At 70.2% G+C, this 16,296-nt stretch carries 14 protein-coding genes; 12 read left to right on the top strand and 2 right to left on the bottom strand.

Annotated features, from left to right (window positions below):
* Nucleotides 1–5 precede the first annotated feature (5 nt).
* Complete coding sequence (locus BUB75_RS26475) at nucleotides 6–650, top strand: TetR/AcrR family transcriptional regulator (protein WP_073260515.1); 645 nt, start codon at nucleotides 6–8, stop codon at nucleotides 648–650.
* Here the strand turns inward: BUB75_RS26475 and BUB75_RS26470 are convergent.
* Both BUB75_RS26470 and BUB75_RS26465 read right to left on the bottom strand, forming a co-directional pair.
* Nucleotides 575–1,882, bottom strand: coding sequence for a phosphatase PAP2 family protein (locus BUB75_RS26470; RefSeq protein ID WP_143175412.1), 1,308 nt, complete (start codon nucleotides 1,880–1,882; stop codon nucleotides 575–577). The genes BUB75_RS26475 and BUB75_RS26470 overlap by 76 nt on opposite strands.
* Before the next feature lie 213 nt (nucleotides 1,883–2,095).
* Nucleotides 2,096–3,094: a LacI family DNA-binding transcriptional regulator gene (locus tag BUB75_RS26465; protein WP_073260513.1), complete on the bottom strand. Its 999-nt coding sequence runs from the start codon at nucleotides 3,092–3,094 to the stop codon at nucleotides 2,096–2,098.
* A 258-nt stretch (nucleotides 3,095–3,352) separates the two neighbouring features.
* Here BUB75_RS26465 and BUB75_RS26460 point away from each other — a divergent pair, with 258 nt between their 5' ends.
* The 11 genes from BUB75_RS26460 (at nucleotide 3,353) to BUB75_RS26410 (ending at nucleotide 16,227) form a co-directional block, all read left to right on the top strand.
* The gene (locus BUB75_RS26460; protein WP_073260631.1) at nucleotides 3,353–4,864 is read left to right on the top strand and encodes a sugar ABC transporter ATP-binding protein; all 1,512 of its coding nucleotides are present in this window, start codon (nucleotides 3,353–3,355) and stop codon (nucleotides 4,862–4,864) included.
* A complete protein-coding gene (locus tag BUB75_RS26455; RefSeq protein ID WP_073260512.1) occupies nucleotides 4,861–5,979 on the top strand; it encodes an ABC transporter permease in 1,119 nt (372 codons plus the stop codon). Before BUB75_RS26460 ends, BUB75_RS26455 begins: the two co-directional genes overlap by 4 nt.
* Nucleotides 5,976–7,031, top strand: a complete 1,056-nt coding sequence (locus tag BUB75_RS26450) for an ABC transporter permease (RefSeq protein ID WP_084741749.1) — start codon at nucleotides 5,976–5,978, stop codon at nucleotides 7,029–7,031. The genes BUB75_RS26455 and BUB75_RS26450 overlap by 4 nt, the downstream gene beginning before the upstream one ends.
* 43 nt (nucleotides 7,032–7,074) lie before the next feature.
* Nucleotides 7,075–8,145 carry a rhamnose ABC transporter substrate-binding protein gene (gene rhaS, locus BUB75_RS26445; protein ID WP_084741786.1) on the top strand — a complete coding sequence of 357 codons (1,071 nt, stop codon included), beginning with the start codon at nucleotides 7,075–7,077 and terminating at the stop codon, nucleotides 8,143–8,145.
* Nucleotides 8,146–8,277: 132 nt separating this feature from the next.
* Nucleotides 8,278–8,598, top strand: coding sequence for an L-rhamnose mutarotase (locus BUB75_RS26440; RefSeq protein ID WP_073260510.1), 321 nt, complete (start codon nucleotides 8,278–8,280; stop codon nucleotides 8,596–8,598).
* Nucleotides 8,599–8,617: 19 nt separating this feature from the next.
* Nucleotides 8,618–9,778, top strand: coding sequence for an L-rhamnose isomerase (rhaI, locus tag BUB75_RS26435; RefSeq protein WP_218617771.1), 1,161 nt, complete (start codon nucleotides 8,618–8,620; stop codon nucleotides 9,776–9,778).
* A 97-nt stretch (nucleotides 9,779–9,875) separates the two neighbouring features.
* Nucleotides 9,876–11,912 (top strand): bifunctional rhamnulose-1-phosphate aldolase/short-chain dehydrogenase, encoded by a 2,037-nt coding sequence (locus BUB75_RS26430; RefSeq protein ID WP_073260508.1) that lies wholly within the window; start codon nucleotides 9,876–9,878, stop codon nucleotides 11,910–11,912.
* Nucleotides 11,909–13,375, top strand: a complete 1,467-nt coding sequence (locus BUB75_RS26425) for a rhamnulokinase (RefSeq protein ID WP_073260507.1) — start codon at nucleotides 11,909–11,911, stop codon at nucleotides 13,373–13,375. The genes BUB75_RS26430 and BUB75_RS26425 overlap by 4 nt, the downstream gene beginning before the upstream one ends.
* Before the next feature lie 4 nt (nucleotides 13,376–13,379).
* Nucleotides 13,380–14,132, top strand: a complete 753-nt coding sequence (locus BUB75_RS26420) for a (Fe-S)-binding protein (protein ID WP_073260506.1) — start codon at nucleotides 13,380–13,382, stop codon at nucleotides 14,130–14,132.
* Complete coding sequence (locus BUB75_RS26415) at nucleotides 14,129–15,598, top strand: LutB/LldF family L-lactate oxidation iron-sulfur protein (protein WP_073260505.1); 1,470 nt, start codon at nucleotides 14,129–14,131, stop codon at nucleotides 15,596–15,598. The genes BUB75_RS26420 and BUB75_RS26415 overlap by 4 nt, the downstream gene beginning before the upstream one ends.
* Nucleotides 15,595–16,227, top strand: coding sequence for a LutC/YkgG family protein (locus BUB75_RS26410; protein ID WP_073260504.1), 633 nt, complete (start codon nucleotides 15,595–15,597; stop codon nucleotides 16,225–16,227). Before BUB75_RS26415 ends, BUB75_RS26410 begins: the two co-directional genes overlap by 4 nt.
* Nucleotides 16,228–16,296 lie beyond the last annotated feature (69 nt).

Here is a 16,296-nt window from a genome sequence, read left to right as displayed (position 1 = left end):
GCACGATGGACGGCGAGATGGCGGACGACGGACTTCGGAGCGAGCGGCGGCCCGATCGACGCGTCGAGCGTCGACTGGCCAACCGCCAGGTCATCGAGGACGCCGCCCTCTGGCTCTTCGCGACGAAGGGCTACGAAACCACCACGGTCGACGAGATCGCTGCCGCCGCTGGGGTGAGCGTCCGGTCGTTCCACTACCACTTCCCGACGAAGCGGGACGTGCTGGTCGGGGACCTCAGCGGCCAGGCGGACGACCTGGCCGCCGCGCTCGCCGCCCAGCCGGACGGGCAGCATCCGCTGGTGGCGCTGCGGGCCGCGCTGCACGCGATCGGCCTGCAGCAGGACGTGCGCCACCGGGAGCGGACGCTGCTGCGGGCGCGCATCCTGCGGGGCGAACCGCACCTGATGCCGCTGGCGCACGAGCTGTTCCGCGGGTTCGGCCGGGTGCTGGCCGAGGACGTCGCCCGCCGCTCCGGTCTCGACGCCGAGCGGGACGCCTATCCGCGGCTCGTCGCCTCGGTGGCGGTGGCGGCGCTCGGCGCGACCGTGATGTCGCTCGCGCCGGAGCGCTGCGATCAGGGTGCGCTGGAAGAGGCCATCGACAGTGCGCTCGGCTGCGTGCTGGCCGGGCTGCCGACGCCGCCTGCCTGAAGCGGTTCGGACTGAAGCGCTTCGGTCTGGCGGGCCTCGGTCTGGCGGGCCTCGGGTTGCGGGGCATTGGCCTTGGCCGGGATCCGTGCCGCGGGGAAGATCTTCGTGCCGAGCAGCAGGTAGCGCGCCAGGCCGCCGACCGCGGACGCGGCGAGCATGACGGTCAGCTTCAGCCCGGTGCTCGCGTCGGTCACCGTCAGGTCGAGGACGAGCAGCGCGCCGGTGGTCACCAGGTACGAGAGCAGGACGGTGCCGGCCGCGGCGATCCGGGCGGGCAGGCCGCGCCGGTCGCTGCGGAACGTCCAGGACCGGTGCGCCTCGTTCGAGGCCAGCGTCGAGATGATCGCGGCGACGGTGTTCGCGGCCGCGGACGGCATGACGACCAGCAGCGGAACGAAGATCACCGACGAGAGCAGCGTCGACGCGCTCCCCACGACGACGAAGCGGACGAACGGCCAGACGTGCTCCCGAGCCACCGCGATGGCCTTCGTACGGGCGGCGCTGGGCCGCACCACGGCCAGCGCGACGAGCAGCAGCGCGCACCCGATGATGCCGTCCAGCCAGTAGTGGTTGCCGGTCACCACGACGACGATCACGGTGATCACCGGGTGCGCGACCGCGAGCCACCGCCAGCGGCTGCGCAGCGTCCGGACCAGCGCGATCGCGACCAGCACGGCCCAGGCCACGTGTAACGACGGCATCGCGGCGAACTGGTTGGCCAGGCCGGTGCCGACCGGCCCGTAGACGGACTGGCCGTAGACGTGGGCGGTGTCGATCATGCCGTGGCCGGTGAGCATCCGCGGCGGCGCCAGCGGGTAGAGCACGTGCCCGATCAGAGCCAGGCCGGTCAGCAGCGCGAGCGTCCAGCGGAACCACGGATACGCCGACGGCCGCCGCACGAACAGCCAGATCAGCACCGCGGCGGTCGCGGGGAAGTGGACCCGGGCGTAGTAGACGCCCATCGCCTCCACCAGCCATGACCAGTGCAGCGCGGCCTGCTGAACGGTGTACTCGCTGGGTAACCCGATCAGCCGCTCGAAGTCCCAGACCGACTCGGCGTGGCTGAACGCGGTGCCGGTGTGGTGCGACGCGAGGAGCCGCCCGCCCATGTAAGCCAGATACAGCACGGCAACGAGCGGGATCTCCCGGAGCGCACGGCGCAGCAACGTGTTGCCGGCCGACGACGCGACCATCGAGGTCCCAGGAAGAAGAAGTAATCGCAGGGAGCTCATCCGTCACCTCCTACGCGGCACACACTACTGCGCAATGCAAACTAGTACTCAGTGCGCAGGTGAGGGTGCTGGGTTCGGGAGGCTCCGCATCGTCGCTGCTCACAGCTCTTACGGTCTACTAATTTTCAGGATCTGCAAAGTTGCTTAGTACATGCTCTTAATCACAGAGCTAGATCCCTGACACTTCCTGGACATCAAACGGTCCAGTTGACGTTAATCAGCCGCTTTGGGCGGTCCGCTGGAGGCGCGGACGACCAGCTCGGGGGAGAAGCGCACCTGGCGGTGGACGTGCGTATCGGTGGCGTCGGCCTCGGCCAGGAGTAACTCCGCGGCCGTGCGTCCCAGCAGGTGGCGGGGCTGGCGCACGGAGCTGAGCGGCACCGCCGCCGCGGCGGCGAACTCGATGTCGTCGTACCCGACGATCGACAGGTCGCCGGGCACCGACAGCCCTCGCGCCACCATCACCTGCAGGACGCCGAGCGCGAGCAGGTCGTTCGCGCAGAACACGGCGGTCGGCGGGGTGCGCAGGCCGAGCAGCCGCTCGCCGGCATCCCGGCCGGACGCCACGTTCAACGCCGCCCCGGCGATGATCTCCATGTCGCCGCCCGCGAGCGCGCCCCGGTAGCGGTCCGCGCACTGGGCCAGGCTCATCGGTCCGCTGACGTAGGCGATGCGCTCGTGGCCGAGGTCGCGGAGGTGCGCGGCGGCCAGCTCGCCGCCGAGGACGTCGTCCACCGCGACCGAGCAGTGGTCACCCTCGCCCGCGTGCCGGTCGACCAGCACGACCGGCACACCACGCTGACGCATCCGGGTCAGGCGGTCGCCGTCGACGTCGACCGGGGTGATCAGCACACCCTGGACGCGCTGCTCCTCGAGCAGGTCGAGGTAGGCCTGCTCCTTGTCCCGGCGCTCGTCGGAGTTGCAGAGGATGACCGCGAGCCCGGCCTCGTTCGCGGCGTCCTCGACCCCGCGGGCGACGTCGGTGAAGAACGGGTTCGTGACGTCGAGGACCACCAGGCCCAGGGTCCGGCTGCGGCCGGCGCGCAGGTGTCGCGCGGACTCGTTGCGGACGAAGCCGAGCTCGTCGATCGCGCGCCGGACCCGCTCGCGGGTCGCCGGAGCCACCGCGTCCGGGCGGTTGAGCACGTTGGAGACGGTGCCGACCGACACGCCGGCTCGCTCCGCGACTTCGCGGATGCTCGTCGTCCCCATGGGTGCCTCCTGTACGCGGCCTTTGTCTCCGGTGGCGCGGCCTGCGCCGGAGCGTACTGGTTGCCCGAACCTTTTTGAAACGTCTCAACCGATTGCGAGCGGTGCTCGCAGCGCCATCGCCCGTTAACCGCCAGGGTCACGAGAATGTCACGCAGGCGAAACCATTGACACGTGATGGCGCTCACTCGTACGGTCAGCGCCACCGCGTTGAAACGATTCATTCCCCTCATCGGGAAGACCTGCAACGGAGCGTGTCCCGTGTCCCACAGCGAGCCCTCCCGGCCGCTGCTCTCCCTCGAAGGGGTGGGCAAGACGTTCGGAGCGTTACGTGCGCTCGACGGCGTCTCGCTCGACCTGTACCCCGGTGAGGTGCACGCCCTCATGGGTGAGAACGGCGCCGGTAAGTCCACCCTGGTCCGCATCCTGGCGGGCGTCCACCGGCCCGACACCGGCGTCGTCCGGCTCGACGGCGAAGAGGTCACGTTCGCCGACCCGGCCGCCGCGCGCGACGCCGGCATCGCGGTGATCTACCAGGAGCCGACGCTCTTCGGTGACCTCTCGGTGACCGAGAACGTCTTCATGGGCCGCCAGCCGCTCGGCCGCTTCCGCGCGATCGACCGCAAGGCCATGCGGACGCAGGTCGAGGCCCTGTTCGCCCGGCTCGGCGTCGCGCTCGATCCCGACCGTCCGGCCAGCGGCCTCTCGATCGCCGATCAGCAGCTCGTCGAGATCGCGAAGGCGCTCTCGCTCAACGCGCGCGTCATCATCATGGACGAGCCGACCGCCGCGCTGTCCTCCCGCGAGGTCGAGCGGCTGTTCACGGTCGCCCGCACGCTCCGCGAAGACGGCGCCGCCCTGGTCTTCATCTCGCACCGGCTCGACGAGGTCTACGCGCTCTGCGACCGGGTCACGGTGCTGCGCGACGGCAAGTTCGTCTCGGCCGATCCGCTGGCCGACGTGACCGAGGACGAGCTGGTCCGCCGGATGGTCGGCCGCGACCTGGACGCGCTGTTCCCGAAGATCGACACCACGCCCGGTGAGGTCGCGCTGAAGGTCGAGCGGCTCACCCGCGAGGGCGTCTTCACCGACGTCTCGTTCGAGGTGCGCGCCGGGGAGATCGTCGCGCTGGCGGGCCTGGTCGGCTCCGGCCGCAGCGAGATCGCCCGGTGCGTCTTCGGTATCGACAAGTACGACGCCGGGTCGGTCACGGTCCGGGGTTCGTCGCTGAAGGCTGGGCGCCCCACCGCGGCGATCGACGCCGGGATCGCGCTGGTCCCCGAGGACCGTCGCCAGCAGGGCCTGGTCATGGAGCTCTCGATCGAGCGCAACGCCACGATGACGCAGATGGGCGGGCTGGCGCGCTTCGGCCTGCTCAGCGGCCGGGCGGAACGGGCCCGCGCCAAGGAGTGGTCGACCCGCCTGCAGCTGAAGTACCGGCGGCTGTCCGACGCCGTCGGCGTGCTGTCCGGCGGTAACCAGCAGAAGGTCGTCCTCGCCAAGTGGCTGGCGACGCAGCCGAAGGTCCTGATCGTGGACGAGCCGACGCGGGGCATCGACGTCGGCACCAAGGCCGAGGTCCACCGGCTGCTCTCGCAGCTGGCATCCGAGGGCGTCGCGGTGCTGATGATCTCGTCAGAGCTTCCGGAGGTGCTCGGCATGGCCGATCGCGTGCTCGTGATGCGGGAAGGCCGGCTCGCCGCCGAGTTCGACCGCGCCGACGCGACCGAGGAGACCGTGCTTTCCGCGGCCGTCGGGCGGAGGGCAGCATGACCACGGCAGTCGTAGAGAAGCAGCGTTCCGCCGCCGCGCTCCTCGGCCGGTTGGCCAAGGCCCGCGAGCTCGGGCTCCTCGTCGCCCTGTTCTTGCTGTTCGGTGCGACCGCGATCGTCAACCCGCGGTTCATCGGGGTGCAGAGCCTCAAGGACATCCTGCTCAACACCGCGATCGTCGCGTTGCTGGCCGTCGGCCAGACGCTCGTCGTCGTGACCCGCAACATCGACCTGTCGGTCGGGTCGGTCCTCGGGCTCTCCGCGTTCGTCACCGGTCTGCTCTTCGCCGACCACGACATCCCGATCGTGGTCGCGTTCGCCGTCGGCATCGTGATCGGCGCGGTCTGCGGTGTGGTCAACGGTGTGCTGGTCGCGGTCTGCCGCATTCCGGCGCTGGTGGTGACGCTCGGGACGATGTACGTGTTCCGGGGCATCGACTACTGGCTGGCCGGCGGGCGGCAGGTCAACGCCGCGGACATGCCCTCGGCGTTCCTGAAGATCGGTAGCGGCTCGATCGCCGGTATCCCGATCCTTCCGCTCATCGCGCTGGTCCTGCTCGCCGCCGCGGCCTGGGGCATGCGCAACCTGCGCTCGGGCCGCGAGCTGTACGCGATCGGCTCCAACCCGGACGCGGCCCGGCTGGCCGGTATCCCGGTCGGGCGGCGGCTGTTCGTCTCGTTCGTGCTCACCGGTGCGCTCTCCGGTCTGGCCGGTGTGCTCTGGGCCGCCCGGTTCGGCACGATCGACGCCACCGCGGCGACCGGTTTCGAGCTGAACGTCGTGGCCGCGGTCGTCGTCGGCGGTGTCGCGATCTTCGGTGGTAGCGGAACCGTGGTCGGCGCGGCGCTCGGTGCGCTGCTGCTCTCCACGATCGGAAGCGCGCTGGTCGTCCTGAAGGTCGAAGCGCTGTGGGAGCGGGCCATCACCGGCGCGCTGCTGCTGCTCGCGATCACGATCGACCGGGTGCTGGCGATCCGCGCCGAACGTGCCCTGCGGGCCAGCGCGAGCCGAGGCGCCACGACCGTGCCCAACGGCAACGGGGCCGCGCCACCACCCCCACCGGCAGACGAGCCTGCCGTGGCCACCAACGTCTCCGAGGGGAGCACCCGCCGATGAGCACCACGGTTCTCCCTCCGAAGGAGACGTCCGAGCCGCGGCCGTCGGCCTTCGCCGAGCACTCGCCGCTGCGTCGGCTGCTGTCCTGGGAAGGCGCGATCACCGCGCTGCTGATCTTCGCGGTGCTGGCGGCCTCGTTCGGCGTCGAGGGCTTCGCCGACTCGTTCAACCTGACCAACGCTCAGCTCGACATCGTCGAGATCGCGATCCTGTCGCTGACGCTCACGCTGCTGGTGGTGATCGGCGAGATCGACCTGTCGATCGCGTCCAACCTCGGCATGTGCAGCGCGCTGATGGGCGTGCTCTGGAACGCCGGCCTCTCGATCGAGACGATCATCCCGATCACGATCCTGGTCGGCGCCGTCGCCGGAGCGCTCAACGGGTTCCTGGTCACCGTGCTCGGCCTGCCGAGCCTCGCGGTGACGATCGGTACGCTCGCGCTCTACCGGGGCCTGGCGTACGTCCTGCTCGGAGACAAGGCCGTAGCCGACTTCCCGGTCGACTACACGAGCTGGACCAGCAAGACGATCGGCAGCCTCCCGATTCCCAACCCCACGGTGCTGGTGATCATCCTCGCGATCATCGTCGGCATCCTCCTGCACGCGACCCCGATCGGCCGCTCGCTCTACGCGATCGGTTCGAACAAGGAAGCCGCGCGGTTCGCCGGCATCCGGGTCAAGCGGATCACGTTCTGGCTGTTCGTCGCGTCCGGTGCGTTCGCCGGCCTGGCGGCGATCATCTACACGTTCCGCTTCTCCAGCGCCCGCGCCGACAACGCGAACGGGCTGGAGCTGACCGTCGTCGCGGCGGTGCTGCTCGGTGGCGTCTCGATCTTCGGCGGCCGGGGCACGCTGCCCGGCGTCATCGTCGCGGTGCTGCTGGTCGGCGTCATCCGCAACGCGCTGATCCTCGACGACGTCGCGCCGGACACGCTCATGCTCGTGACCGGCGGGCTCCTGATCATCTCCGTGCTCGCTCCCAACGCCGTCACCTGGGGACGGGAGCGATGGCGACTACGAAAGCTGGCCCAGAAGGCCGCTTCGACGTCCTGAATTACCCAACCCCCGCCACACTGTCCGAAAGGCCTCAACAATGATGTTGCTCCGTGCACGGAGAGCCGTCGCGTTCTCCGCCGCGCTCGTCGCGGTGACGCTCGCCGCGGCCGCCTGCGGTGGCACCACCAAGGACTCCAACGACGACTCGGCCGCCGGCCCGGCGTCCTCGGCCTCGGCGAACCCGGACGCTCCCCTCAAGGAGGGGCTGAAGATCGCCTTCCTGCCCAAGCAGGTGAACAACCCGTACTTCACCGTCGCCGACAAGGGCGGCGAGAAGGCGGTCAAGGAGTTCAAGGGCACCTACAAGGAGGTCGGTCCGTCGGACGCGAGCGCCTCCTCGCAGGTTCAGTACATCAACACGCTGACCCAGCAGGGCCAGGACGGCATCTGCGTCTCCGCCAACGACGCGAACGCGGTCGTCCCGGCGCTGACCCAGGCCCGTCAGCGTGGCGTCAAGGTCGTCACGTTCGACTCGGACGCCGCGGTCGCCGGCCGCGACGCGTTCGTGAACCAGGCCGACCCCGAGGCGCTCGGCCGCACCGAGGTGCAGCTGCTGGCGAAGCAGATCGGCGAGAAGGGCAAGATCGCGATCCTGTCCGCGACGCCGAACGCGACGAACCAGAACGCCTGGATCGAGTTCATGAAGGACGAGCTCAAGAAGTACCCGGGCATGGAGCTGGTGAAGGTCGCCTACGGCAACGACGACGACCAGAAGTCCTTCCAGGAGACCCAGGGTCTGCTCCAGGCCTACCCGGACCTGAAGGGCATCATTTCGCCGACCACGGTCGGTATCGCCGCGGCGGCGCGTTACCTGTCGGGCTCGCCGTACAAGGGCAAGGTCGCGCTGACCGGTCTGGGCACGCCGAACCAGATGCGTCAGTACGTCAAGGACGGCACGGTCAAGCAGTTCGAGCTGTGGGACCCGGCCAAGCTCGGTTACCTCTGCGCCTACGCCGCCGCTGCGCTGTCCTCCGGGCAGATCACCGGTAAGGAAGGCGAGAAGTTCAAGGCCGGCGAGCTCGGCGAGTACACGATCGGCAAGGACGGCGCGATCCTGCTCGGCCCGCCCCAGGTGTTCGAAGCCGCCAACATCGACCAGTTCAACTTCTAGTAGTGCACGGCCCGCTGAGGGCCACGCTGCCGAGCCGGCGCGACAACTTGAGTGTCACCTATACGCGGCGTCGTCGCCCCGGATCGGCAGCGAGGCCCTCAGCGGGCTCCAGCTTCAAACCAAGGACAAAACATGCAGCGCGTTTGTCTTCTGGGTCAGGTTGACCCGGAACGTCTGGACGAGTATCGCGAGCGGCACGCCGCGGTCTGGCCCGAGATGCTGGCCGCGCTGTCGAAGCACGGCTGGACCAACTACTCGTTGTTCCTCAAGGACGACGGCCTCCTGATCGGTTACCTGGAGACCGAGGACTACGAAGCGGGGTTGGCCGGTATGGCCGGCGAGGACGTGAACGCCCGCTGGCAGGCCGAGATGGGCCCGTTCTTCATCGGCCTCGAGGGCCGCCGCCCCGATGAGGGCTTCCTGGTCGTCCCCGAAGTTTTCCACCTCGACTGAAAGAAACACCATGTCCCGAGTGACCGAAGTACTCAACAGCCAGCACATCGAGCTGCCTTCCTGGGCGTTCGGCAACTCGGGGACCCGGTTCAAGGTGTTCGCCCAGGCCGGCGTCCCGCGCGACCCGTACGAGAAGATCGCCGACGCCGCCCAGGTGCACAAGTACACCGGTGCCGCCCCGACCGTCGCGCTGCACATCCCGTGGGACAAGGTCGACGACTACGCCGACCTGGCCCGCCACGCCAAGGACCTCGGCGTCGCGATCGGCACGATCAACTCGAACGTGTTCCAGGACGACGACTACATGCTCGGTAGCGTCACGAACCCGGACCCGCGCGTGCGGCGCAAGGCGACCGATCACCTGCTCGAGTGCGTCGATGTCATGGACCAGACCGGCTCCCGTGACCTGAAGCTGTGGTTCTCCGACGGCATCAACTACCCGGGCCAGGACGACATCCGCGCCCGGCAGGACCGCCTGGCCACCGCACTGGCGGAGGTGTACGCGCGGCTCGGTGACGACCAGCGGATGCTGCTGGAGTACAAGCTGTTCGAGCCGGCGTTCTACGCCACCGACGTGCCGGACTGGGGCACCGCCTACGCGCACACGCTGGCGCTCGGTGAGAAGGCCGTGGTCTGCGTCGACACCGGGCACCACGCCCCGTCGACCAACATCGAGTTCATCGTCGCGTTCCTGCTGCGGGCGAACAAGCTCGGCGCGTTCGACTTCAACTCCCGCTTCTACGCCGACGACGACCTGATGGTCGGTGCGGCGGACCCGTTCCAGCTGTTCCGGATCCTGTTCGAGGTGCTGCGCGGCGGCGGCTTCGACCGCGAGCACGGCGCGCTGGACGAGATCGCGTTCATGCTCGACCAGTGCCACAACATCGAGCCGAAGATCCCCGGCCAGATCCGCTCGGTGATGAACGTCCAGGAAGCCACCGCCAAGGCGCTACTCGTCGACCGGGAGGCGCTCGCCGCGGCCCAGGCCGAGGGTGACGTGCTCGGTGCGAACGCGGTCTTCATGGACGCCTACAACACCGACGTGCGGCCGCTGCTGGCTTCGCTGCGCGAGGAGAAGGGGCTGGACCCGGACCCGATGGGGGCCTACAAGCGGTCCGGTTACGCCGAGAAGATCGTCGCCGAGCGCGTCGGTGGGACCCAGGCCGGTTGGGGAGCCTGACCCCTTTCAGACCCCGGCTCGGGCGGGCCGGCCAGGAACCCCCGCCCGAGCCGGTACACACCCGAGTCGCTACCGATCGACCGCGAAGGACTCCGTAATGACGAGCGAGACAGTCGCCGCGCTGCTGGCGCGATCCAATCGACTGGGCGCCGACCCGCGCAACACCAACTACGCCGGCGGGAACACGTCCGCGAAGGGCACTGAGATCGACCCGGTCACCGGTGGGCCGGTCGAGCTGCTGTGGGTGAAGGGCTCCGGCGGTGACCTGGGCACGCTGAAGGAGTCCGGTCTGGCCGTGCTGCGCCTGGACCGGCTGCACGGACTCGTCGACGTCTACCCGGGCGTCGAGCGCGAGGACGAGATGGTCGCCGCGTTCGACTACTGCCTGCACGGCCGCGGGGGTGCCGCGCCGTCGATCGACACCGCGATGCACGGCCTGGTGGACGCCGCGCACGTCGACCACCTGCACCCGGACTCGGGCATCGCGCTGGCGACCGCCGCCGACGGTGAGGCGCTGACCAAGGAGTGCTTCGGCGACAAGGTCGTCTGGATCCCGTGGCGTCGCCCGGGCTTCCAGCTCGGACTGGACATCGCCGCGGTGAAGGAAGCGCACCCGCAGGCGATCGGCTGCATCCTCGGCGGGCACGGCATCACCGCCTGGGGCGCGACCGCCGAGGAGTGCGAGGCCCGCTCGCTGGAGATCATCCGCACCGCGGAGAAGTTCATCGCCACCCGCGGTGCGGCCGAGCCGTTCGGGGCCGTGGTGGATGGGTTCTCGCCGCTGCCGGAGAACCAGCGCCACGCGAAGGCCGCGGCGCTGGCCCCGGTGATCCGCGGCCTGGCGTCCACGGACAAGCCGCAGGTCGGGCACTACACCGACAGCGACGTCGTGCTCGACTTCCTGTCCCGGGAGAAGCTGGCGCCGCTGGCCGCGCTCGGCACGTCCTGCCCGGACCACTTCCTGCGCACGAAGGTCCGTCCGCTGGTCGTCGATCTTCCGAGTACGGCAAGCGTCGAGGAGATCGTGGCGCGGCTCTCCGAGCTGCACGCGGAATACCGCGAGGAGTACCAGGCCTACTACGACCGGCACGCGACGCCGGACTCGCCTGCCCTCCGTGGCGCCGACCCGGCGATCGTCCTGGTGCCGGGTGTGGGCATGTTCAGCTTCGGCGCGAACAAGCAGACCGCCCGCGTCGCCGGTGAGTTCTACGTCAACGCGATCAACGTCATGCGTGGCGCCGAGGCGATCTCCACGTACGCGCCGATCGCCGAGTCGGAGAAGTTCCGCATCGAGTACTGGGCCCTCGAGGAGGCCAAGCTCCAGCGGATGCCGAAGCCCAAGGCGCTGGTCGGCAGGGTCGCGCTGGTCACCGGCGCGGCGAGCGGCATCGGCAAGGCGATCGCGGCCCGGTTCGCCGCCGAGGGCGCGTGTGTCGTCATCGCGGATCTGGATCTGGAGAAGGCGAACGCCGCCGCGGCCGAGCTGGGCTCGTCCGATGTGGCCGTCGGCGTCGCGGCGAACGTCACCGACGCCGCGGGCGTCAAGGCCGCCTTCGACGCCGCCGCGCTCGCGTTCGGCGGTGTGGACCTGGTCGTCAACAACGCCGGCCTGTCGATCTCCAAGCCACTCGCCGACACCACCGAGGCCGACTGGGACCTGCTCCACGACGTCCTGGCCAAGGGCTCGTTCCTGGTCTCGAAGGAGGCCGCGCGGGTGATGACCGCCCAGAAGATGGGCGGCGACATCCTCTACATCTCCTCGAAGAACTCGGTCTTCGCCGGCCCGAACAACGTCGCGTACTCCGCGGCCAAGGCCGACCAGGCGCACCAGGTCCGGCTGCTCGCGGCCGAGCTGGGTGAGCACGGCATCCGGGTCAACGGCATCAACCCCGACGGCGTGGTCCGCGGCTCCGGCATCTTCGCCGGTGGCTGGGGCGCCTCCCGGGCGGCCGTCTACGGCGTGCCGGAGGAGGACCTGGGCAAGTTCTACGCCCAGCGGACGCTGCTCAAGCGTGAGGTCCTGCCCGACCACGTCGCCAACGCCGCGTTCGCGCTGGTCGGCGGCGAGCTGACGCACACCACCGGCCTGCACGTCCCGGTCGACGCAGGCGTCGCGGCAGCGTTCTTGCGATGACGTCACTGTTCGCAGCGGTCGACCTCGGCGCGTCCTCCGGACGCGTCGTGGCCGGCCGGGTCGGGCCGGAGACACTGGAGCTGACCGAGGGGCACCGGTTCGTCAACGAGCCGGTGCGCCTGGCCGGGACGCTGCACTGGAACGTCGCCGGCCTGTACGCCGAGATCCTGCGCGGCCTGCGGTTCCTCGGCCGCGACCACGGCGTTCCGACGTCGATCGGCGTCGACTCGTGGGCTGTCGACTACGGCCTGCTGGACGACGCCGGCGCGCTGCTCGGGCCCCCGGTGCACTACCGGGACGAGCGGACCGAGGGCGTCGCCGAGGAGATCAATCGTCGACTGGGGCCGGACGCGCTCTACCAGCGGACCGGCCTGCAGATCCTGCCGTTCAACACGATCTACCAGCTGGTCGCCGCGCGCGACACGGCGGCGTACCGGGCCGCTCACGACCTGCTGCTGGTGCCGGACCTGATCGGGTACTGGCTCACCGGGGCGCGCGGCGCGGAGGTCACCAACGCGTCCACCACCCAGCTGCTCGACGTCCATACCCGGACGTGGGACACCGCGCTGGCCTCGTCGCTGGGCCTGCGTCCCGAGCTCCTACCGGCGCTCCGGCAGCCGGGGGAGTCGCTCGGCGGGCTCCGGGAGGACGTGGCCACCGAGGTCGGGTTCGACGCCCCGGTCGTTGCCGTGGCGTCGCACGACACCGCTTCCGCGGTGATCGGCGTCCCCGCGGTGGGCGACCGCTTCGCGTACATCTCGTGCGGAACGTGGGGCCTGGCCGGGCTGGAGCTCGACCGCCCGGTGCTCTCGTCGGCGAGCCGGGAAGCCAACTTCACCAACGAAGCCGGGATCGACGGCACGGTCCGGTACCTGCGGAACGTGATGGGTCTCTGGCTGCTGCAGGAGTCGGTGCGGTGGTGGGAGCGCTCAGGTTTGCCTGCCGATCTGCCGACGCTGCTCGCGGACGCGGCGGGGGTCCCCGCGGGTCGCACGGTGATCGACGTCGACGATGCCCGCTTCCTCCCGCCGGGTGACATGCCGGGCCGGATCGCCGCCTACGCCGCGGAGACCGGTCAGCCGGTGCCGAGCGCGCCCGACGAGATCGTCCGCTGCATCCTCGACAGCTTGGCGCTGGCGTTCCGCCGCACGCTGCGGGAGGCCGCCGACCTGGCGTCGCACGACGTCGACGTCGTCCACATCGTGGGTGGCGGAGCGCGCAACGCGCTGCTCTGCCAGCTGACCGCGGACGCGACCGGCCTGCCGGTCGTGGCCGGCCCGGTCGAGGCGACCGCGCTCGGCAACGTGCTCGTGCAGGCCCGTGCTGCCGGGCTGATCGCCGATCTGTCGGACGCCAGGCGCCTGCTCGCCGCCACTCAGGCGACAGTTCGCTACGAACCCCGGCCCGGCATCGACTGGGACAGCCTCGCGGGCCGGCTGGCCTCGAGCATCGCTAAGGTATGAATTAGTGCGAGTTGCCCTGTTTTTGACGTGCTTCAACGACACCATCTTCCCGGACACCGGGAAGGCGGTGGTACGGCTGCTGGAGCGGCTCGGCCACACCGTGGATTTCCCGCTGGCCCAGACGTGCTGCGGCCAGATGCACTTCAACACCGGGTACCAGCGCGAGGCGATCCCGCTGGCCCGGAACTTCGTCGACGTGTTCGGTGAGTACGACGCGGTCGTGGCACCGTCCGGGTCGTGTGCCGGGATGGTGCGGCACTTCTACCCGCGGCTCGCCGCGGTGTCGGGGAGCGCCTCGTTCGCCGACGACGTGGAAGCGATTCGGCCGCGGGTGTACGAGCTGAGCGAGTTCCTGATCGACGTCGCGAAGGTCGAGGACGTCGGCGCGTACTTCCCGCACCGCGTCACCTACCACCCGACCTGCCACTCGCTGCGGATGCTGCACGTCGACGACAAGCCGCTGCGGCTGCTGCGTAACGTCCGCGGGCTGGAGTTGCTCGAGCTCGGCGGTGCCGAGGAGTGCTGCGGGTTCGGCGGGACGTTCGCGCTGAAGAACGCCGAGACCTCGACCGCGATGCTGGCCGACAAGGTCCGGCACGTCCTCGACACCGGCGCCGAGATCTGCGCGGCGGGCGACAACTCGTGCCTGATGCACATCGGGGGCGGCCTGTCCCGGCTGCGGACCGGCGTCGGCACCCTGCACCTGGCCGAGATCCTCGCGTCCACCGAGTCCGAGCCGTACGGGGTGGTTTCGTGACTACGTTCCTCGGTATGCCGCCGGTCGGACAGGGGCGCCTGCACGGTCGGCCGTTCCCCGGCGAGGCCCGGAACGCGCTCGGCAACGACCAGCAGCGTGCGAACCTGCGCAAGGCCACCGGCACGATCCGCGGCAAGCGCGCGGCCGTGGTCGGCGAGCTCGACGACTGGGAGGAGCTGCGCCTCGCCGGCGCCGCGATCAAGGACCAGGTCCTCTACGACCTGCCGGCGCTGCTCCAACAGTTCGAGGAAGCGTTCACGGCGGCCGGGGGCGTCGTGCACTGGGCGCGGGACGCCGCCGAGGCGGGTTCGATCGTCACCGGGCTCGTGCAGGACGCCGGCGCGAAGCACGTGCTGAAGGTCAAGTCGATGGCCACCCAGGAGATCGAGCTCAACGAGGTGCTGGAGGCCGCCGGGATCACCGCGCGGGAGACCGACCTCGCCGAGCTGATCGTCCAGCTCGGACACGACCAGCCCTCGCACATCCTGGTGCCCGCGATCCACCGCAACCGGGCCGAGATCCGGGAGATCTTCCGCCGCGAGATCCCGGGTGTTGATCCGGAGCTGTCCGACAGCCCCGCGGATCTCGCGGGTGCGGCGCGGACCTACCTGCGGGAGCAGTTCCTCGACGCCACCGTGGCGATCTCCGGCGCGAACTTCGCGATCGCCGACACCGGCACGCTCTGCGTCGTCGAGTCCGAGGGCAACGGCCGGATGTGCGTCACGCTGCCGAAGACGCTGATCTCGGTCGTCGGCATCGAGAAGCTGCTGCCGACCTGGCAGGACCTCGAGGTGTTCCTGCAGCTGCTGCCCCGGTCGTCCACCGGGGAGCGGATGAACCCGTACACCTCGTTCTGGACCGGCGTCACCGAGGGCGACGGCCCGTCGAACGTGCACGTCGTGCTGATCGACAACGGTCGGACGCGGGTCCTCGCCGACGAGATCGGACGCCAGGCGCTGCGCTGTATCCGGTGCTCGGCGTGCCTGAACGTGTGCCCGGTGTACGAGCGGGTCGGCGGGCACGCGTACGGGTCGGTGTACCCGGGGCCGATCGGCGCGATCCTGTCGCCGATGCTCACCGGGTTCGGGGACCACGGTTCGATCAACACGACGTTGCCCTACGCGTCCTCGCTATGCGGGGCCTGTTTCGAGGCGTGCCCGGTGCGGATCGACATCCCCGAGGTGCTCGTCCACCTGCGAGCCGGGGCGGTCGACGCGAAGCGCGAGAAGAAGCTCCCGACCGCCGAGCGGCTGGCGATGAAGGCGCTGGGCTGGGTGTTCGAGAAGCCGTCGAGGCTGGCCGCGGCGCAGAAGGCGGGCTGGGCCGGGTCGGCGCCGCTCGGTGGCAGGAGTGGTCGCATCGGAGCCTTGCCCGGGCCGCTGGTCGGCAAGTGGACGTCGGCGAGGGACGCACCGACCGTACCGAAGGAGAGCTTCCGGGCCTGGTGGAAGAAGAACCACTCATGACGAGCGCGAAGGACGAGATCTTCGCCCGGCTCCGGGCGGCCGTGGCCGAACACCCGGGGCGGGGCGCCGGGGGCCTGCCGCGCGACTACCGGGGCGCCGGGGGAGTTGACGGCCCGGTCGACCTGGATCTGCTCGTCGAGCGGCTGGAGGACTACAAGGCGACGGTTCGCCGCACCACGTCCGCGGGGCTTGCCGCCACCGTGGCCGCGGCGCTGCGTGATCGCGGGGTGCGGCGGCTGGTCGCCCCGGCGGGGCTGCCGGAGGAGTGGCTCGGGGCCGTCGACGGCGTGGAGTTCGTCGCCGACTCCGCGGACCTCGGGCCGCACGATCTGGACACCGTGGACGGGGTGATCACCTCGTCCGCGGTGACGATCGTCGCGACCGGCACGATCGTGCTGGACGCCGGGCCGGGCCAGGGGCGGCGTGCGCTGTCGCTGGTGCCGGATTATCACCTGTGTGTCGTCCTGGGCGACACCGTTGTCGACGGCGTACCCGCCGCCGTCGCGCGGTTGGACGCCACGCGTCCGCAGACCTGGATTAGCGGCCCGTCGGCGACGAGCGACATCGAGCTCAATCGCGTCGAAGGCGTCCACGGCCCCCGCACCCTCGAAGTGATCGTCGTCGCGTAGCGGGAGCGGACCCGTTCGGGCCGGCTATGGCTCGCCTACGTGGGTCCACTTACCTCGTCAGCCTCGGGC

The sequence above is a fragment of the Cryptosporangium aurantiacum genome, assembly GCF_900143005.1.
In the GTDB taxonomy this organism is placed as follows: domain Bacteria; phylum Actinomycetota; class Actinomycetes; order Mycobacteriales; family Cryptosporangiaceae; genus Cryptosporangium; species Cryptosporangium aurantiacum.
The sequence above is the reverse complement of the archived record's forward strand: the minus strand, read 5'-3'. Positions and strand labels throughout refer to the sequence as shown.